General features: G+C 35.4%; 13 protein-coding genes and 1 tRNA gene. 7 read left to right on the top strand and 7 right to left on the bottom strand.

Annotated elements, in window-relative coordinates:
- Positions 1-329 precede the first annotated feature (329 nt).
- Complete coding sequence (locus tag ACFIJJ_RS04920) at positions 330-1,550, top strand: MFS transporter (RefSeq protein ID WP_273790812.1); 1,221 nt, start codon at positions 330-332, stop codon at positions 1,548-1,550.
- Positions 1,551-2,423: 873 nt separating this feature from the next.
- On the opposite strand, the gene carA is transcribed toward ACFIJJ_RS04920, so the two are convergent.
- Positions 2,424-3,620 carry a glutamine-hydrolyzing carbamoyl-phosphate synthase small subunit gene (carA, locus tag ACFIJJ_RS04925; protein WP_375646141.1) on the bottom strand — a complete coding sequence of 399 codons (1,197 nt, stop codon included), beginning with the start codon at positions 3,618-3,620 and terminating at the stop codon, positions 2,424-2,426.
- 278 nt (positions 3,621-3,898) lie between these two features.
- On the opposite strand from carA, the gene ACFIJJ_RS04930 reads away from it, so the two are divergent.
- Entirely contained in the window at positions 3,899-4,351 is a 453-nt protein-coding gene (locus tag ACFIJJ_RS04930; RefSeq protein WP_375646143.1) for a GatB/YqeY domain-containing protein, read from the top strand.
- Between the two features lie 676 nt (positions 4,352-5,027).
- Here ACFIJJ_RS04930 and ubiC read toward each other — a convergent pair.
- From ubiC to ACFIJJ_RS04950, 4 genes are all read right to left on the bottom strand, one after another.
- Positions 5,028-5,534 (bottom strand): chorismate lyase, encoded by a 507-nt coding sequence (ubiC, locus tag ACFIJJ_RS04935; RefSeq protein ID WP_375623428.1) that lies wholly within the window; start codon positions 5,532-5,534, stop codon positions 5,028-5,030.
- Positions 5,535-6,683: 1,149 nt separating this feature from the next.
- The gene (locus tag ACFIJJ_RS04940) at positions 6,684-6,935 is read right to left on the bottom strand and encodes a GlsB/YeaQ/YmgE family stress response membrane protein (protein WP_375611967.1); all 252 of its coding nucleotides are present in this window, start codon (positions 6,933-6,935) and stop codon (positions 6,684-6,686) included.
- Positions 6,936-7,792: 857 nt separating this feature from the next.
- The gene (locus tag ACFIJJ_RS04945; RefSeq protein ID WP_375646145.1) at positions 7,793-9,484 is read right to left on the bottom strand and encodes a Na/Pi cotransporter family protein; all 1,692 of its coding nucleotides are present in this window, start codon (positions 9,482-9,484) and stop codon (positions 7,793-7,795) included.
- 69 nt (positions 9,485-9,553) lie between these two features.
- Positions 9,554-10,771, bottom strand: a complete 1,218-nt coding sequence (locus tag ACFIJJ_RS04950; RefSeq protein WP_375623424.1) for a mechanosensitive ion channel family protein — start codon at positions 10,769-10,771, stop codon at positions 9,554-9,556.
- A gap of 134 nt (positions 10,772-10,905) precedes the next feature.
- On the opposite strand from ACFIJJ_RS04950, the gene dnaG reads away from it, so the two are divergent.
- From dnaG to ACFIJJ_RS04965, 3 genes are all read left to right on the top strand, one after another.
- Complete coding sequence (gene dnaG / locus ACFIJJ_RS04955; protein WP_375623422.1) at positions 10,906-12,843, top strand: DNA primase; 1,938 nt, start codon at positions 10,906-10,908, stop codon at positions 12,841-12,843.
- Positions 12,844-13,230: 387 nt separating this feature from the next.
- Complete coding sequence (gene rpoD, locus ACFIJJ_RS04960) at positions 13,231-15,246, top strand: RNA polymerase sigma factor RpoD (protein ID WP_375623420.1); 2,016 nt, start codon at positions 13,231-13,233, stop codon at positions 15,244-15,246.
- Between the two features lie 605 nt (positions 15,247-15,851).
- Complete coding sequence (locus ACFIJJ_RS04965) at positions 15,852-16,313, top strand: YcgN family cysteine cluster protein (RefSeq protein WP_375623418.1); 462 nt, start codon at positions 15,852-15,854, stop codon at positions 16,311-16,313.
- A gap of 28 nt (positions 16,314-16,341) precedes the next feature.
- Here ACFIJJ_RS04965 and ACFIJJ_RS04970 read toward each other — a convergent pair whose 3' ends face one another.
- A complete protein-coding gene (locus ACFIJJ_RS04970; RefSeq protein WP_375623416.1) occupies positions 16,342-17,079 on the bottom strand; it encodes an SIMPL domain-containing protein in 738 nt (245 codons plus the stop codon).
- Positions 17,080-17,260: 181 nt separating this feature from the next.
- Here ACFIJJ_RS04970 and ACFIJJ_RS04975 point away from each other — a divergent pair.
- Together ACFIJJ_RS04975 and ACFIJJ_RS04980 are read left to right on the top strand one after the other, a co-directional pair.
- Positions 17,261-17,337, top strand: a tRNA-Ile gene (locus tag ACFIJJ_RS04975).
- A 1,671-nt stretch (positions 17,338-19,008) separates the two neighbouring features.
- Positions 19,009-19,191 carry a hypothetical protein gene (locus tag ACFIJJ_RS04980; protein ID WP_375646148.1) on the top strand — a complete coding sequence of 61 codons (183 nt, stop codon included), beginning with the start codon at positions 19,009-19,011 and terminating at the stop codon, positions 19,189-19,191.
- On the opposite strand, the gene ACFIJJ_RS04985 is transcribed toward ACFIJJ_RS04980, so the two are convergent.
- Positions 19,115-19,429 (bottom strand): helix-turn-helix domain-containing protein, encoded by a 315-nt coding sequence (locus ACFIJJ_RS04985; RefSeq protein WP_007347852.1) that lies wholly within the window; start codon positions 19,427-19,429, stop codon positions 19,115-19,117. The two genes, ACFIJJ_RS04980 and ACFIJJ_RS04985, sit on opposite strands and share 77 nt — an antisense overlap.
- Positions 19,430-19,709 lie beyond the last annotated feature (280 nt).

The raw sequence follows: 19,709 nt of genomic DNA on the forward strand, positions 1-19,709 counted from the left end.
TGAGAGGGGGAAATGATGTCGGATGAAATTCATCATAATGTCTCTAAAACTATTGGAAATACTTTGTGTTTCATGAAATTTTGTTCATGAGTTTGTTGCACAAATATTTTGTTCGTATAATAAAAAAATTTATTCTTTGACAATGAGATAGCAATTAAATATATACCAATTAAAACGTAATTTTATAGTTTTATCTTGACTCTTACTTAATTTTTTACTTTGTTATTATTTTGTATTTGAAAAGTATACGGTATAGAATACTTTTAAAAGGAAAAGGGAGTTAAAATATAGCGGGGAAGTAATTGTATGCGTAAAATAGTGTGTATGTTATGCAAGACCAAATGCTCAATCCGAAATTTGTTCAGCGTGGGCTCATTTTAGTGTTCATCACTTTATTGTTAGATATTCTTTGTATTGCGATCATTTGTCCTGTTTTGCCTGAATATTTTTCTCAATTAACTGGAAAAGAGGTCAGTACATCTTTTGTAGAAAGAGGAAAATTACTTGCAGCTTATTCAGTGATGCAGTTTTTGTTTGCTCCTGTTATTGGCAATCTCTCTGATCGTTATGGTCGTCGTCCTATTTTGCTTCTCTCTATTATCTGCTTTGCTCTTGATAATCTCATATGTGCTATAGCATGGAGCTATTCTATGTTATTTATCGGGCGTCTTTTGTCAGGGATAAGTGGTGCTAGTTTTGCAACTTGTACAGCTTATCTTGCGGATATATCTGATGATAAAACCCGTACACGCAATTTTGGTTTGTTAGGCATTGCATCCGCATTGGGGTTTATTTTAGGATCGTTTATTGGTGGTTTTTTAGGTCAGTTTGGTCCGCGTATTCCGTTTTATTTTGCTGTTGGTTTTTCACTCATTAATTTTATTTTTTCTTGGGTTATGCTTCCAGAAACCCTTTCTTTATGGAATAGGCGCTTTTTTGATATTAAGCGGGCAAATCCCTTAGGTGCTTTTTGGCACCTGAAACAATATCCGATGGTTCTTTGGGTGTTATTGGTCTTTTTTCTTTATTGGTTTGCGGAATCTGTATGGTTAAGCATTTGGGCTTTCATTGCAAAAGAACGCTATGATTGGAGTTCTTTTTCTATTGGACTCTCCTATAGTGTTTTTGGGATAGGCCAATTTATTGTAGTCGCTCTCTTTTTGCCTTATTTTTCTAAACGATGGAGTGATTGGCATATTGTTATAGTGGGGCTTTTGTTTGCCTCTGTTGCTATGCTGGGCTATACATTCGCGACGCAGGGGTGGATGGTTTATATGGTTTGTATGTGTACAATGCTTGAATATCTTGTTCATGCACCTATACGTGCAATTGCTTCAGCGCAGGTACCGACAAATGTACAAGGAGAACTGCAAGGAGCGATGACATCTGTTATTTCGTTGAGTTTAACATTTGGTTCTGTTTTTTATGTGTTTCTTTTTGAATGTTTTACAGATAAAAATGCACTGTTTTATTTTTCTGGTGCTCCTTTTGTTGGAGGCTTTTTTCTTCTTGTCGTTGCGACAGTTATTTTTGCCTTGCGGGTACGTTAATTTGTTGAGAGGGGCTGGTACGTACTATTTTGCTAAAGAATGCACAATATAAACAAAATGTATCATTTTATAGGCAGAAAGTTTTTTGTGATATTTGTTTCACAAAGTGTTGTATAAAATATCGATATATCCTTCTCATTTAGTAAAAATAATTTTTTTATTTTATGATATTGTTTGTAGAGGGAGAGTCCGTATTTTTTCTATTGCTTGCAAATTAATATTCAGTGCTAATACAGCAGCATATTGAAAACAAAAGATTAAAATGTATCTGCGTTAGATGTATCAGTATTGAATGAACAATTCCAAATTTTATATGGCAAATTGGAAGTAAAATATTGCTTATATTTGTTGGCATAAGTTCTGGAATCGAAAGAAAACCTCATTTTGGAAGAATATAAAGTTGTAAAATTGAAAAGATGTTTTCTGTTTTGCGATTACTTTTTTATTCGACTTTACAGTTTTCAAAACCATCTACGGCAATATCTTTTAAAAAGTAGAGATTTGTTGCATTGTCTCACACTTTAATTTTTTTATTCTTTAGGAGGAATTATGCTTCTCATGCTCAATAGAATTCTTAAAATTATATTGTGAAGCAAATAGTTATTTGAATATTAGGCACTTTACTCTTTTTAAAAATAGTTTTTATCGACACACTTATCTTGCTTGGGGGGGGAGAAGCCAATGATTTTGATGGATACGACCTTAAGAGGAGAAGAATGAGAAAAATTTAAGCTATTCAGAGCGCTCTTTTTAGTTTCAGAATGATAAATAAGAATATTTATTCAATAAGTTGTAGGTATAAAAATAATATAACTGTGCATAGGAAGATGATATAATTTAAAGGAGAGAAGCTAAAAGGTGAGGCTTTTTATTTTAAGATATTTTTTTATAATTCATAATGAGATCACAAAAATGCTGAAAGAGGTAGTGGCTATCTTGTGGTCCAGGAGAAGCTTCGGGGTGATATTGAACAGAAAAAACAGGTTTTCCAATGATTCGAATACCACAGTTCGAACCATCAAAGAGAGAAATATGTGTTTCTTGAACATGTTGTGGTAAAGAGGCAGAATCTACGGCAAAACCGTGGTTCATCGATACAATCTCAACTTTTCCAGTGTTAAGGTCTTTAACTGGGTGGTTGGCACCATGATGTCCTTGGTGCATTTTCACGGTTTTGGCACCAACCGTAAGAGCGAGAAGTTGATGACCAAGACATATTCCAAAAATTGGTAAATTATGATCAATTAATGTTTTGATTGTTGGAATGGCATATTGAGCTGTAGCTGCGGGGTCTCCTGGTCCATTAGAAAGAAAAACGCCATCAGGGTTCATTGCCAGAATTTCTTTTGCAGTTGTGTGGGCAGGCACAACAGTAATGCGTGCTTTTTGTGTTGCCATAAGGCGAAGAATATTGCGTTTAATACCATAGTCAATTGCAATGATATGAAGATTATGCACATTGTTTGTACCGTATCCTTTATTCCAACTCCATGGTTTTTCATCCCATTGCATTGATGATTGAGATGTCACGTCTTTCGTAAGGTCAAGATTGACGAGACCGTGCCATTTTTGTGCACGTTTCTTTAAAGAAGGAATATCAAAATTTCCATTAGCATCGTGTGCAATGACAGCATTTTGCGCACCTTTTTCACGAATAAGAATTGTGAGAGCACGTGTGTCAATACCACAAAGTGCAATAATTTTACGCGTTTTAAGCCATTGATGAAGATTTTCATTGGCTCGATAATTTGAGGGATGTGTAATGTCTGCTTTGAAAATAGCGCCAACAGCACCATGACAATTGAGAGGAGAGAGAGCTTCAATATCTTCGTCATTGGCCCCTACATTTCCTATATGAGGAAAAGTAAAATTAACGATTTGTTGTGCGTATGACGGGTCTGTGAGGATTTCTTCATAGCCTGTGATGGCGGTGTTAAAACACACTTCAGCTTCAGCAATACCTGTAGCACCTGCTCCTTTGCCTTCAATAACGGTCCCATCTGCTAAGACTAAGAGGGCTGTCGGTTTTTTGATACTCCAAGGGTGGCTGGGTGAAGTCGCTTGTATCATAGTATGTATCCACAATTTATTCTAAAGGTATGATGGCTTATTCTCTGAAAGGTATAATGACCAACTTTACACAAAAATCATACCTTTAACAGATGCTGTGTATATTATTCTGGTAACGTTTCTCTTGAAATAGGCAGTATAAGTACATTCCATGAAGAGGTAAAGTCTTGTTTTAGTTTTTCGAAGATCAAGTCCTTAATTATTTTTTATCCTCCATTGCAAGATGGATAAAGATTGGTTAAAAGGCATCTTCTTCTTGAACAAAATTGGATAAATTTATGTTGCGTAACCAGATTGATGGGGCTCTTAGGGCTGCTTTGAAAGCGCAAGATAGTGCGCGTCTTGCTACACTTCGTTTAATGAATGCTGCAGTTCGGGATCGTGATATTCTTTATTATAAGGAAGGGAAGCTAGAAGTGGATGATCAGCAGATACAATCTGTTTTCACTAAAATGCTTCAACAGCGTGAAGAATTGATACGAGTCTATAAAGAGTCTGGTTGCTTGGAATTGGCAGAGAGAGGACAAGCAGAAATAGAAGTTATTCGTGAATTTCTTCCCTATCAACTTAAGGAGATGGAAGTAGAACAGGTTCTTTGTGAAGCTTTGGTACAAACAAAGGCTGAAAAATTACGCGATATCGGTAAGGTGATGGCATGGCTTAAGGAACGGTATGCGGGGCAAATGAATTTTTCTAAAGTGTGTAATCGTCTTCGTAAAAAATTACAATAGATCTTATTAATTCAAGGGTATGGGAAAATATTTTTTATTGTGCCTCGCCTTTGTAAGTTAGTAGGATGTTGATAAATTTCATTTATTTTGTACATACATACGATTATCAAAAAAATAATTTTTTGATATCAACTAAACTTTTGGGGCTCTCATAGAGCAATAAAACATCTTTTATGGATTATATTTTCTGTTTTTCAAAGCTGTTAGACCATTAAAAAACAAAAGTATTTATAGAGTTCTTACTTTAAAAAAGATCTATTGTCAGCACTGTTAAAAATTTTAAAACAGGATGATTAAGTTAATTGATACAGATTTCCAATTTTGGGGAGTGTATTATTGTCTTTTTTGCTGTTTCAAAGCATTTGTTTGATAAAGAGTTACCATATTTTTAGAGTAGTGATTATTCGGTAAGAAATTTAAATATAGATGGCTTTATCAATATGGCGTGTATCTTTTTAATTCAAGTGCTGGTTTTAATGATAAGAAAATCAAAACTTTAAAACGTTTTTTCTAGGGAAGAGATTTTTAAGTTGAGTTTATGAAATAAAAAGATCTTTTGAAAAGAAGTCTTTGTTTGTAATGTGTTCTTGAGATAATTTTGAAATTCTTTTCTCTGATTAAATCCCTTATAAGCTATATAAAATCTATAAATTATGCAGAATAAAATGAGTAGCCTCTATTTGTGGGGATACAATGGTGAATCTGTTAAAAATAGTTCAGTTAACAACAATGGCTTACCCGTTAATCGCAAACGGGAACGGCGTGCCCATAGCGCACCTTGTTGACCAATATGAATGTAATCGCGGGTTAATTTGTCATTGTTAAATAAATAATGTCCTAAAGGTACAGTTCCCAAATGCATCAAGGCTTGATTGTGTAGGAGGGTTTCTTGTGGAATTACAGTGCGTCCAAGGAGCCAAGGTTTATTATCTCCTATCAATATGACTTCGCGTAGCCAATAACGCGTACTTTTGGGTAGATGTTCTGCTTCTTCTTTTAATTTATCTCGCGTAATGAAACATTCGCGTTGTGGTTGAACTTGGAGGCAGGTACAATATTTTTTTAATCGAAGCGTCATTGAGCCCGATTCCATGAGCCAATCGCGAACGTTTTCTGGTATTGGAGGATTTTGATCAGAAAACCACTTTAGGGGTGGTAAGATGGAATCTTCAAGATCAGACATCGGTTTACTCTACAGCTAAAGTCTTATTCCATATGTTATGTTGGGTTAAATAGATAGCTCTATTGTAATACAAGGAGTGTAAAAGCAGCAAGATTTTAACAGGAAGATATCAAAGGGAAAATCGAAAGCAAAGGTCTTTAAAAGAAGATATGCAGGAAGTATATATTATAGGATTATTTTCATTAAAAAAGCAAAATAAAGTATTATGTTTTGTTCAAAGCGCTTTCACAATGCGTTACGGAAATTTCTTTATCGCATGAGAGCAATGGGAAAAATGTTTCGTGCTTTAAAATTCGTTTGTAACGCATATAAAGAAGAGCTAAAAATTCATCTATGCAAGATGATATAAAGAGGAAGTTTTAAGAGGAATAAAACTTTATTTTATACTTTAGAAATTGAAGAGATATTCAAAACTTTTGAATTGAGATGTAAAGGAGATCGTATTCTTTATAATCAAGAAATTTATATTAATGAATATACTTTTTAAAGTGTTTAAATATATTATATTATTAATAATTATTAAATATTATATCAAATAATATGTAAGTTATTCTATAATAAAGTTGCATTAATATTATTAATATATTATTTTTTTGTTAAAAATAAATTAAAAAACATATCATAATTTAAGTTTTATATTTATTTTAGATACTATTTATCTTCACAGATTAGGAAAAATTTCTTTATCATTTCGTGCTTACCTTCTCTCTTTATTTCTTAAGAATGTAAAAGAGCTCTTCGAGTTTTTCGGTAAAAAGGGTATTGTTGATAGAGTGTATAGGTGTTAAGCATTACACGGTAAAATCTTTAATCATCGTTAGTGATTTTTGTAATCTTATGAATTGTTATTACAGTGAGATAAGCTGGATTTGCACACGTGGTACAAAAATAAGTTCGTATTTCGTTAAAATAACGCAACATATCTCTCCTGATATGCGTAAGTTTATATAGGTATAAAATGGTGCGTTATGAAGTTTTTTACTGTATTTCGTTTTATAATACGGTGATGGTGTATGCCTAAAATCGCAGCTTAAGCATCTCACCATCATATCAAAATTGGTAACAACAAGTTAAAGGGGAATATTTCAAACTCTGCTCGTTGTTTCCTAGTTTTGTATTGAATCCCAAAAGGTGTAAAAAATAAATACGCTATGATCGAATTTTTTGTCCTATCCATATAAGAATACAGGCTCCTATAAAACCTGAAATAAGATAGCCAAGCCAACCAGCAAAACTTACACCTAAAAGACTAAAAAGAAAGCTTGCTAGCGCAGCGCCAATAATCCCTAAGATAATATTTAACAATATTCCTGTTTGGCTTTTCATAATATACTGTGCAGCCCAACCTGCAATCCCGCCGATAATAATAGCTGCAATCCAACCGATGTTTGCATTTTCCATGATACCCTCCTTTGCCTGAATTTAAATTGTAACTAGAGTAAACTTTGTAAAAATCAAGGTTTATTCCTTTTTTACCCAGTGGAAAGGATATTTCTTTTAGAGATTTTACTTATTACTTTCCTTTATATTAAAATAATATTCATATTTATATCATAATAATACTTAATAAGTATAAATATATAATACGTTTTAATTTATAAACAAATTAATTATTTGAGAAATACGAATAAAATAAGAAAATATTAGTGAAAATGTTTTAAGATCTTATAAAGTGTATTTATAAGCTTTTTTAATCTCTCTCTTAAATTTAAAAAAATAATTGTGATTAAAGCAATAAGTAAAATGGATATTTAAAAGTTTTGAGCTTGCCAATTGATATCAATGATGTTTGAAATGAAAACTGTTTCGTTGACACGTTATAGCATGGCTGTATAGGTTGAACCTCTACCAATCTTGATATAAACGTTGTATTTTTGTGGGGTTTTGTATTCCTTATAGAGTATTTCTGTTTCGCTGCTACTGTGAAGCGGTTCCCTTTTTACAAGGCGGGTTTAGGTTGGAACTATCATACTCTTGACCTATTCTTTGTGTGTTTAACAGTTTTGGCTTTGAGATGGTTAGGCATTTTTACGTCTTTCTTCAAGAGTTCTATTCTACATGCTGCTTTGTTTGTAATGTGCAAGCAAATGACTTTGAGCAATTCATCATGAATAGATTTTAAATGAAAGAAACTTACGATGAAGAAAGCTCATTTAAATTGTCGAATAATAAGATATTTTGATTAAATCAATATCTTGACTATATTCAAAATTGAATAATCGATGTGATGTGTGTTTTATTCAAGTTATTTGAAAAGTTTAAGTTTTTTCTGCTTGTTCTTCAGCAGGGTTGCGTAGACGAGAACTTTGAAGAAGTCCCTGTTCTTCTAAAATGGGGTAGATCATTGAGGTCAAAAGAGAGTTGATTTGTTTGAGGTCGCGCACAGTGTCGAGGTGAAGACTGGATGATTCTACATTTTTGAGATCCCCTTCACGCAGACGTTTAAAATGTTTTAAACTCATCTCTTTTTCTAAGTTTCGTAGCTGATCTTTTTTTTGTACCAATAGGTGTGCAGTGTGTGTATCACGTGAGACGAGAACGTTAAATGCTATATGCGCGTTGGCTAGTACAATGGCGTGGAAACGAAGGAGATCACTCCAGCCCTCGCTGCTGAACTGTAAACCTTTCTGTTGTTTCTTTTTAACCAGCATCAGCATATTATGAATAATGACATCGCCTGCTTGGTCTAATTTTATACAGGCGCCTAGAAGTTCTTGTGTTTGAAAAGCTTCTTCGTCAGATAATTTTTGTCCCGCTAATCGGGCAAGATAAAGTTTTATGGCGATATGTTTTTTGTCCAATATGGTGTTGAGTTGGTTGAGTTCACGAATAATATTGGGATCAGGCTTTTCATAAAGTCCCATAATTTTTTCTAGCATGATGTCTACAAGATCACAAATATGAATGACTTCACGCATGACATTCGAGAGGGCGAGCGTTGGGCGATCAAGAACACTGTCATCAAGAGCTGTTTGATCGGATAAATTGAGCGTTTTGTCGGCTTGCATTTTTTTTGCACTTATATTCACGATCTGAGTGGTTAACTTTAAAATCCATTTTGAAAGCGGTATTCCAGCAAGGAGAATGAAAACATTAAAAATGATATGGGCGTTGATCACTTGAGTAGGGGCATTATTGCCAAGCCATGTGATGGGAGGATGAAAGGAGAGAAATAAGATAAGTATAAGGATTGAACCGGCCCCACGCATGAGTAAATTTCCTAAGGGAACGAGGCGAGTATTGGGAGAGGCGTTGCGCGTTAAAAGTGGTGCTATAAGAGAAGAGCCAAAGTTGACACCAAGAACCATGATAACACAGAGTTGCGTATGGATAAGGTCGTAATTGGCAAAATTGACCAGCAAAATAATTCCTGCAATAGATGAATGTAAGAGGTAGGTTAAGCCAGCAGCCAACAAAAAAGTGGAAACAGGATCAGTTGAAAGATAACGAATGATGCTAGGCAAAATTTCGCTTTCACGTAAAGGCTCTGTCGCTGTACTTATCATTTCTAAAGACAAAATTAAAAGACCAATACCGATGATAATACGTCCTATTTGACGCCATTCACGTTTTTCTGTTGTCATGAAGATACAAGTGCCAATTAAAAGACACAGGGGTACAACAAGAGTGAGGTCGTAGGTGAGAATTTTTACAACGATTGCTGATCCTAATTCTCCTCCGCGTACAGCCATAAGTCCTGCTACTCCAGAGACAAAACCAGCTTCAACGAAAGAGCCAACCAGGAGTGTTATTGCTGTAGAGCTTTGTAAAATCATTGCTGTAAAAAGCCCAAAACTTACAGCAAACAATGGTTTTGAAATGACGTGGCACATTTTATATTTTAGTCTGTCACCATAGGCGCGTTCAATTCCTGTGCGCACCATGCGTGTGGCCCAGAGAAGTAAAGAAATAGCGCCGGCAAGATGAAGGAATACCAACGAACCATTCATGATACTTTATTCTTTCTTTGTTATTGTGAATGTTGTTGCCTCAAATTAATAAATTGAAGTTTATTGTTTTTATTTCACTTTTGCTTTTAATACTTGATTAAAATCATAACCGCTTGGATTTTGAAAAACCTTTAGACCGAAACAGGGCAGAATAGAATAAAGGTGATCAAAGATATCGCCTTGAATTTGTTCATAGTCTATCCAAACGGTGGTATTCGTAAAGCAATAGATTTCTAAGGGTAAACCATTTTCTGTAGGAGGTAATTGTCGTGCCATGAGGGTCATATTAGGATTGATGTTTAGATGCTGTTTCAGATAAGCAAAAACATAAGCACGAAAAGTGCCAATGTTGGTTAAACGGCGCGTATTGGCTAAGACATCATGATTTTTATCTAATTGAGCATTCCATTCATCAATTTCTGCTACTTTTTGCGTGAAATAATTTTCTAATAAATTAAATCGGGAAAGATATTTTTGTTCTTCTTTTGTGAGAAAATGGATACTTGATTGATCAATAAAAAGGGAGCGTTTGATGCGTCTTCCACCCGATTCTTGCATTCCACGCCAATTTTTAAAAGGGTCGGTCACAAGTTTACGGATAGGAACTGAGGTGATGGTGTTGTCGAAATTTTGAACTTTAACAGTATGCAAGGCAATTTCAATAACATCACCATCGGCACCGAGATTGGGGATTTCAATCCAATCCCCAACACGAACCATATCAGTGGATGAAATTTGAATACCGGCAACGAGAGAAAGAAGCGTATCTTGAAAAATTAACATGAGAACTGCGGCCATTGCACCAAGACCGGAGAAGAGAATAAGAGGGGAGCGGTCAATCAATGTAGCGACCATTAAAATTGTTGCAACAGCAAAAAGTGCAATTTTAGCAATTTGAATATAACCTTTTATTGGTTTTAGTCGTGCTGTTGGTCGTTGTTCGTAAAGGATGTTAATGACATTGAGACAGGAAGAAATTGTCAGGACAACAAAGAAGATAATGAAGGCGTTGGCAACATTACCGATGACAGTGCTAAAGGCATCGGGTAATGTTGGGATAAAATTAACACCAACTGAAAGAATAAAAGCTGAAGTGATATTTGCCATGTATTGAATAGCATTATTAATATCGATCGTTGTATTTTTGGGGAGAAAAGAAGAGAGTTTTTTTGCTCCGTGAATAAGTAATTTTCGTCCTAGAAAGTTCACTAAAAGGGCAGCTATAGTAAGAATAACAAGCCAAGAAATAGCCTCTAACCACGGATATTGAGCAATAAATTCGATCACTTTTTATTCTCCATTTCTAAAAATATATGCAGTTGAGGGTTTAAAATTTTACAACTGCTTAAGAGGAAGTATTGGAATTATGCTCTAAAGTCGTTAAATATGCAAAAAAGAATTTTCAAACTCTGTGAGAGATAATGCGTTTTCCGCCCGATTTCCTTAATGAACTGCGTACGAGACTCCCAATTTCAACAGTGATTGGGCAACGGGTGGATTTTGATCCTCGAAAAAGTAAGCCTTCACGGGGAGACTTTTGGTGTTGTTGTCCATTTCATGGTGAAAAAACGCCAAGTTTTCATTGTGATGATCATAAAGGGCGCTATTATTGTTTTGGTTGTGGTGTAAGTGGAGATATTTTTACCTTTTTGTGTGAGCTTGATGGACTGCACTTTTCAGAAAGTGTAGAGCGTTTAGCTGATTTTGCGGGAATGAAACTCCCTATTTTGGATTCACAAAGTCATAAACGTCAACTGGAAAAAGCTGACCTTTATGATGTGATGAAAATTGCTACAGATTTTTTTCAATATAATTTACGCGATAAAGGAGGTATGCAAGCACGTCGTTATCTGGATGCACGTGGTGTTACACCAGAGCTTGTAGAGCGTTTCCGCATTGGTTTTGCACCGGTAAGGCGTACAGCTTTGAAAGAAGCTTTGGGTGCACGGGGCATTTCAATAAAGCAAATGGAAGAATGTGGGCTTCTCTCAGTGCATGAGGAGAGCGCGGATTCTTATGACCGATTTAGAAATCGCATTATGTTTCCTATCGAAGATTTGCGTGGACGTGTGGTGGCTTTCGGAGGGCGTGCATTAGAGAAAGAGACACGAGCAAAATATCTCAATAGCCCTGAAACAGTGCTGTTTCATAAAGGAAATATACTTTATAACGCGGCAGCAGCTCGCAAAAACAGTCGCTTTGTTGGCGATGAAAAAATTCATTCACTCCTTGTTGTTGAGGGGTATATGGATGTCATTGCATTGACTAAAGCTGGTTTTGAAGGAGTTGTAGCGCCCTTAGGGACAGCATTAACGGAAGCGCAAATTGAGCTTTTATGGCAGATGGGGAAGGAGCCTATTTTGTGTTTTGATGGTGATGATGCTGGTTTAAAAGCTGCTTTTCGTGTTGCTGATCGTGTGTTGCCTCTTTTAAAGGCTGGGGTTTGTGTACGCTTTGTTTTGTTGCCACAAGGGAAAGATCCTGATGAAATTGTTTGTGCTGGTGGAGCACAGCTTTTTTCTTCTTTTTTGCAAAAAGCTATTCCTTTGAGTGAGCTTTTATGGTGGCGTGCTACCTATGGAAAGCATTTTGAAATTCCAGAGACACGAGCAGCGCTAGAAAAACAACTAAAACAACAAATTTTTACGATTAAGGATGAAGATGTCCGTCGTTATTATTTGCAAGATGTAAAAAAACGCCTTTTTGATTTTTTTCGTCACTCTTTTTCGAAAAAAAGGGGGGAAGGGCGATATGGTCAATCTTCACCAAATAGGACCTTTAAAGATCAAACCTTTTCTCTGTTAGCAAATTCTGAAATAGTACGAAATTCTTCGCAATCTATTCCTTTGCGTGAAGCAGTGATTTTACTCACTTTAGCTTACTATCCTGAGTTGTGGTATGAAAATTTTGAAATTCTTTCTGAGTTAGAATTAAAAAATACGCAATTGATCATTTTTCATCAAGCTATGTTGGAAATTCTTGGGAATCAACAGCTTCATGATAAAGAGACGATGGTTGCATTCTTAGAGAAAAGAGAACAAAAGGCTCTGTTAGAGCGTATGAAACATCTTGTACAAAATATTGGTATGCGTATTATCCTTGGTGGAGCCCCTTTAGAAGATGCGCGTGCTATATTAAAACAAGCTGTCTACTTGCATCTTCAAGAACACCACCTACATAAGAGGTTACAGGATATTGAAGAGCAACTTGTAGAAAATCCTAAGAGTGAGGTTTTTGATCTGCTTCGTGAGGTAAAAAATGAGTTGGAGCAGATGCAGGCAACAGAAGCGTTAATTGAAGGGTTTGGAAGTTGGTTGGATGAAAAAATAGACGGGAATACACAAGATACGATAAAATGATTCGCTTTTTTAATGCGAATCAGTCACTTAAATTTTAGATGAGGAAGTTTATGTGGAGTGACATTTTATAAAGATGACAATTCAATTTTAGGAAAAGCGGGTAAATTTTAGGAAAAGCGGGAAATTGGTTCTTACGATAGGGTACAGAGATTATCTCAGAAGGGCTGAGAGGTGTCGGGGAAACTTCTGGAGTTTTCCCGCGTTTTTGTCTGGATGTCAAGTTTGTCTAGATGTCAGGGCGTATACAAAATGTATTCTTTCCAATGGTAATCTCTTAAAAGGAAGTATATATGAGTAACTATTGGTATTTTAGTGAGAACAAACAAACTGGTCACATGGAAACTATGGTTACATGGAAACTGTGAGGTGATCGAGTGGAGTTATGGTATGGCAACAAAGGTTAAACAGAAAGATAATGCAGAAGTAACAAGCCTAGCGAGTTTGGATAGTCCTCTTCTTGATTTTTCTGATGATGCCATCAAGAAAATGATTAAACTTGCCAAAAAAAATGGTTACGTAACAATGGATGAACTCAACGCAGTTCTTCCTTCTGACGAGGTTACATCCGAACAAATTGAAGATATCTTGGCGATGTTCTCTGAGATGGGGGTTAATGTTGTGGATGATGAGGATGAAGTTGAGTCTGAAAATTATGAAGAAGAAGTTACGGTAGAGGGGGGGGATTTAGTAGAAGCCTCTAGCCACGCAATTGCAACGACAACGAATAAACGCGAAGTAACAGATCGTACGGATGATCCGGTGCGTATGTATTTGCGTGAGATGGGAGCTGTTGAGCTTCTTTCGCGGGAGGGCGAAATTGCCATTGCTAAGCGTATTGAAGCAGGGCGTGAGACAATGATTGCAGGACTTTGTGAGAGTCCTTTGACTTTTCAGGCTCTTATTATCTGGCGTGACGAGTTAAAAGAGCAGCGTATTCTTCTTCGTGAAATTATTGACCTTGAAACGACTTATGCTGGTCCAGAAGCAAAGCAGGCTCCTGTTATTGAGCGAAGTAAAGTTGGTAAGACAGAAGAAGAAAAAATGTCTTCTGGTATACGTAATATGGGGGAGAGCGCAGGAGAGAGAAACATTGAAGATGATGATGAAGAAGATGATGACGATGTTAATTTATCGCTTGCTGCAATGGAAAATGAACTTTGTCCTCAAGTTATGGAAACATTGGATTTCATTGCTCAAACCTATGTAAAATTACGAAAATTACAAGATCAGCATGTTGAAAGCAGTTTGGCAGAGCGTAAAGAAGGGGCTCTTACTTCTTCTCAGAAGAAGAAATATATGCAATTAAAGGGTGAGTTGATTCAAGCAGTAAAATCTCTTTCTTTAAACCAAAATCGTATCGAAGCTTTGGTTGAACAGCTTTATGACATCAATAAGAGATTGATTCATAATGAAGGTAAGCTGAAACGGATTGCCAATAGCTATGGCATTGGCCATGAGGATTTTTTAAAAGAATACCAAGGACGTGAATTGGACGCAGATTGGATGAATTATATTGCTGCTTTGCCTACACCTGGTTGGAAAGAGTTTTCGGTGCGTGAAGCAAAAGAAATCCAAAAATTGCGGAGTGAGATACAAAATCTTGCGCAAGAAACGGCTATTTCGATTGGTGAATTTCGTCGGATTGTTATGCAGGTGCAGAAAGGTGAACGCGAATCAACTATTGCGAAAAAAGAAATGGTAGAATCTAATTTGCGTCTTGTCATTTCAATTGCGAAAAAATACACTAATCGTGGTTTGCAGTTTCTTGATCTTATTCAAGAAGGCAATATCGGTTTGATGAAGGCTGTGGATAAGTTTGAATATCGGCGCGGCTACAAGTTTTCAACTTATGCCACATGGTGGATTCGTCAGGCCATTACGCGTTCAATTGCTGATCAGGCACGCACTATTCGTATCCCTGTTCATATGATTGAAACAATTAACAAAATTGTTCGTACCTCGCGTCAGATTCTCCATGAAATTGGACGAGAACCAACACCAGAAGAATTATCTAGCAAGCTTTCTATGCCGTTAGAAAAAGTACGAAAAGTTCTTAAAATTGCAAAAGAACCTATTTCTCTCGAAACGCCTGTTGGTGATGAAGATGATTCCCATTTGGGTGATTTTATTGAGGATAGGAATGCGTTATTACCAATTGATGCTGCTATCCAAGCTAATCTGCGAGATACGACAACACGCGTTCTTGCTTCATTAACACCACGAGAAGAACGTGTTTTGCGGATGCGTTTTGGAATAGGGATGAATACCGATCACACATTGGAAGAAGTGGGACAGCAGTTCTCAGTTACAAGAGAGCGTATTCGTCAGATTGAAGCAAAGGCACTTCGTAAATTGAAACATCCTAGCCGTTCACGAAAATTGCGCAGTTTTCTCGATTCTTAAATAAAGGAATTCGTGTGCATTTTAATAACTTCCTCCTTCTTCTTAATGAAGGGGGAGGTACGTCACGTTGTACTTGGATGCTTTCTTGAGAAAAACATAGGAAGAATTTGAACAATCTAGAAAGTTTGCGATGTTTAATGGTTCTCTTAGCTTTGGGGCTTTGTACTTCTCTGTCTCAAAAGAATAGATATAGGGCAAAGGGTGGTTATGAAGTAGAGAGAGGCTTTCAAGAAATGAATGATAAAAACATTCTCTTGTGTGTAGCGCGGTTCGTTTTTTAAGAAATAGAATCTATTAGGAATAAACTTATATTGCAACATACGGAATTTTTGATGAAAAATGGGTATTCTTTGCGGAATTTTTCTATCATTTTAGGTGACGCATTTTACTCTTTGTCAGTTTATAAAGAGATGTTTCAATAGGTTACGTTCATTTATATACGCTATTTTTTGAATATTCTCTTTTATTCAGATAGATTTTAAGAACATGGTGTAAAGTATACATTGAGTTAAATCTTTTTAAGAGACAAAAATAGATGAAATTATAGAAATTAAATGTTTCATTTTTTATAGATCGTCTTAATTAAAAAAGGTGTGTCTGAGTTTATGAGTGGAGAACTCCCCTTTTGGAAAGTAAAAAAATTAGAAGAGATTTCCATTTCTGAGTGGGAGAGCCTTTGTGATGGCTGTGGCCGTTGTTGTCTCCATAAAGTTGAGGACGACGATACGGGTGACCTTTATGCAACCAGTATTGCTTGTCGTCTTTTAGATGGGGAAACCTGCAGGTGTCGAGATTATGCTCATCGTAAATCAATTGTACCAGATTGTATATCGCTAGACATTCCGACAGTTAAAACAGCCCGTTGGCTTCCAGAAAGTTGTGCTTATAGATTAATTTATGAGGGAAAAGATCTTCATTGGTGGCATCCATTGGTATCAGGAGATTGTCAGACGGTACATACCGCGCGTATTTCTGCACGCGAACAGATAGAGGTTTACGAAGACGAATTATTATCTGAGGAAGATTATCTTTATCACATTACTGCTCTTCTACGTGAAGGCCAGTAATGTGATTTTTTATACAACAGTTGGTGACTTAGTCGATTGCAAAGACTACAGTGACGCTCACATTATAATTTAATTCACCACCTGCAAAATTTGTATTTGCGTAGCTTGCATCTGCTGCTCTACTCATGAGACGTGGTGCTGGATGGTAGTAATCATCCTTTTCATTGATTTCAATAATTTTTCCTAATTTTAAATCGGCAGCTTGTGCTATTGTTTGCGCTTTTTCAATGGCTTCAGTAATGGCTTTTTTACGTGCTTCTTGATAAAATGGCTTTGTATCTGCGTTGGTAAAAGTAATGCCGTTAACTGAATTAACACCTAGTGTCATCGCTTGATCAAAGATTTTACCAGCATTGGTAAGATCACGAATGCGCACGGTTAAAGAATTTGAAACATGATAGAGTTTTTCATTATTCTTTTTTTCGTGGTGTTTATCAGGAGTTGACTGATAAATGGATAAGCCTGATGTTTGCAAATCATTTGCTTGGATGCCATTGTTTTTAAAAGCTTTTATAATATCATTGATGGATTGATTATTGGAAGCTAATGCCTTTTGGGCAGTTTTGTCATAGGTAACAACGGCTAGATTAATAATGGCCATATCCGGTGCTGCTTGACTTTCTCCGGTTGCAGTCACTGTGATTGTTGCATTTTTTATTTTGTTTGCTTCAGCATGTACAGTCAATGAAGTGGTTAAGAGTGTGAATGCTAATATAGCTGTTTTAACCAGAGACCCCTTCAGTGGTTGAACTTTCTTTTTTATCATATCTATTCCTTTAATATTTATCAGTTTATTACTTTCTCATTTTTGAGAGTTTTTGTAAAGAAATTAGAGCACTAGAAAAAAAACCAATAGAAAAGAGAAAAAAAGAGAAAAAGATGGGTTATAATCTGGGTCAGCTCTTGTATCATAAGGCATTTTAGTTTAGAGAGAAACAACCTATTTGGGGCCTGTAGCTCAATTGGTTAGAGCCAGCGGCTCATAACCGCTTGGTTGGGGGTTCGAGTCCCTCCGGGCCCACCAATAGGGAAATGTCCAATAGAAAAATGGATAGCTTATATAAAAGTTTTGAGATTCTACCTTTTTCGTTTTTTATTTATTTTACTGTTTGTTCTAGAAGCCTTTAGTCGTTGTTTGTTGCAGTTTTTTCTCTCAGTCGCTTTAATATGATGGTATGGTTTCTTATTCTCATCAAAAAAATTCTCTCATTTGCAACATTGTAGCATTTGGATTAACTGATATGTGTCGCTATTTACTTTCTTAATTCATACTACTGTTTTGTACTTTTTCTGTATGGTGTTCTTCATAAAATAGAAGGCTAAAAGCTTTATTGGATAAGTTTATTTATACTTGTTCTGCAAATAAACAGATCTCAATAAAACCAATTTTAAAGATTGTACCTGTTCAGAACAAATGGCTCAAAAAACATTTAGTGTAAATTTGCTTTTTTCTAAGTGATGTTAATGTCTTTTAGATGCTTGAATAGCATCATCGTGATGAAAGGTTAGTATATAAGAGAATCTGATTTATAGACATTTATATGTATCATGGGGACAACGATGATAACATTTGTTGATATTTTATTTTTGAGAAATATTGTTCATAGTGACGGTGGCGTGTTCTCTGAAAAGAATTTCATTAATTGTTCTTTGAACAGTTAATTGAGTGATTGTTTCTATCGCTTTGCATCATCCAGATTCTATTGTAATAAGCATTTTATTATTCTGTAAGAAATGTTTTCTATGATATTGGAAAATTCGTTAAAATGCCGTTTTCTGTCTTTGTGTATTTTTTGCTTGATGTTTAAATTATAGAGTTTTCATGTGATTCGCATTATTATTGAAGAGCAGACGTCTTTTTTTGATTTTACTCTGATAAGGAATTGGCAATATTGCGGTAAACCTAGCACTTTTTTGTATTGTTAACATTTTTTCGTATTGATCATGTAGAGAGTTTTATCTTTGTTATGAGTTTTTTGCTCTTATGAAAAATTATTGGCAGGGAGAGTGTTTTTTTGGAAGAAGTATACTTCTTCTTCAAAGTCATACTTTGAAAAGATAATTCTTCATTTGCATAAGGAAATTTCTCTCTTGTTGTAAATCTGTATACAATTTACCTACAAAAATTGTGCGTGGTGATTCGTTTTATTTTTTAATAGTATCATTTTTGCTTATGATAGAGACTTATATTAGTATTTACGAGGTGCGTTTAGAGGGGAGGTTACCTGTAAACGTGTTACAGAGTTTTAGGTAGTGTGGCTCTGTTTATAAGAATTTATTCCTATAACATTGTTATATTCTTGCTTTGCAATATTGTTAAAAAAACATAGATGGTGCTATGTAGAATAAAATTGTGATGTATTTTTTTCAAAAAAGCTTTTTCGTGTTCTCTTATATAGAGTTCAGGAGTGTATTCAGGGATATTTTCACATTAGTTTTTATTGGTCCGAATCGCAAGATTTGCGTAACATTATTCGCGTTTTTGATAGATTATACCAATTTTCATAAGAAGGTCTGGATCGTGTGATGTTTTCTGTTTCACCATGGTACATGACTAATAGAACTTCATCTGATTTTGTAAAATAAGTTTGTACACAATTGCTTCCATACTGCCTATTGCAAATATTTTTTTCTAAGGTATGAGATATATTTAAACGCTTTAGCGTTATATAGTTTGACTACACGGAGTATGACTATGAAGAATGATAAAAAATTTGAAACAACTTTATCTGATATTATTGTGAAATGGGAGTCTTTATCAACGTCTCAAAAGCAAGCGATATTAGATAAAGTAGAAAATTCTAAAGATTCTGCTCATTCAACAGAACATTTAAGGCTTCAATCTTCTTTTTATCTCCAGACGAAATCAAAGTTATGAGTTTTAAATCTTCATCGGAGATGTTGAAACCAGTTATTACATATATGGCACTAGCATTTCCCAGTGTGTTCAAAATAGCCATGAGTTTATCTACAGAAGGCCTCTTTCCCCCATTTATCATTTGTTGGACGTAATTTTGTCCACAGCCTGCAGCTCTGCTTATTTCAATCATTGTTCGTCCGTCACTTTTTATTAATTCAACTAAGCGTTGGAACCAATCTTTTTCAGTCTTTGTCATTTTTAGACCTTTACATATTTACGCTATAGCGTTAATATTGCGTTGCGAATCCAGAATATATGATACAAGGAGCGTGAAAATATCCATGTGTAGCTCTTCGCTAAGGAAGCATATAGAGTTGTTTTTAACTAATAACAAAATGTCCCCATACACTTTCAGATTCGAATCAATAAAAATGGTTGCTTAGTTCCACGGTTGTGAAAAAGTAAATGTGTATACCAGAAAGGGCGATACACACTCGTATGTTTATGAGATTTCACTATGATAGTATACGTAGCAG

Origin of the sequence: Bartonella sp. TT29SHDZB (assembly GCF_042193395.1) — a bacterium.
Classification (GTDB): Bacteria; Pseudomonadota; Alphaproteobacteria; order Rhizobiales; family Rhizobiaceae; genus Bartonella.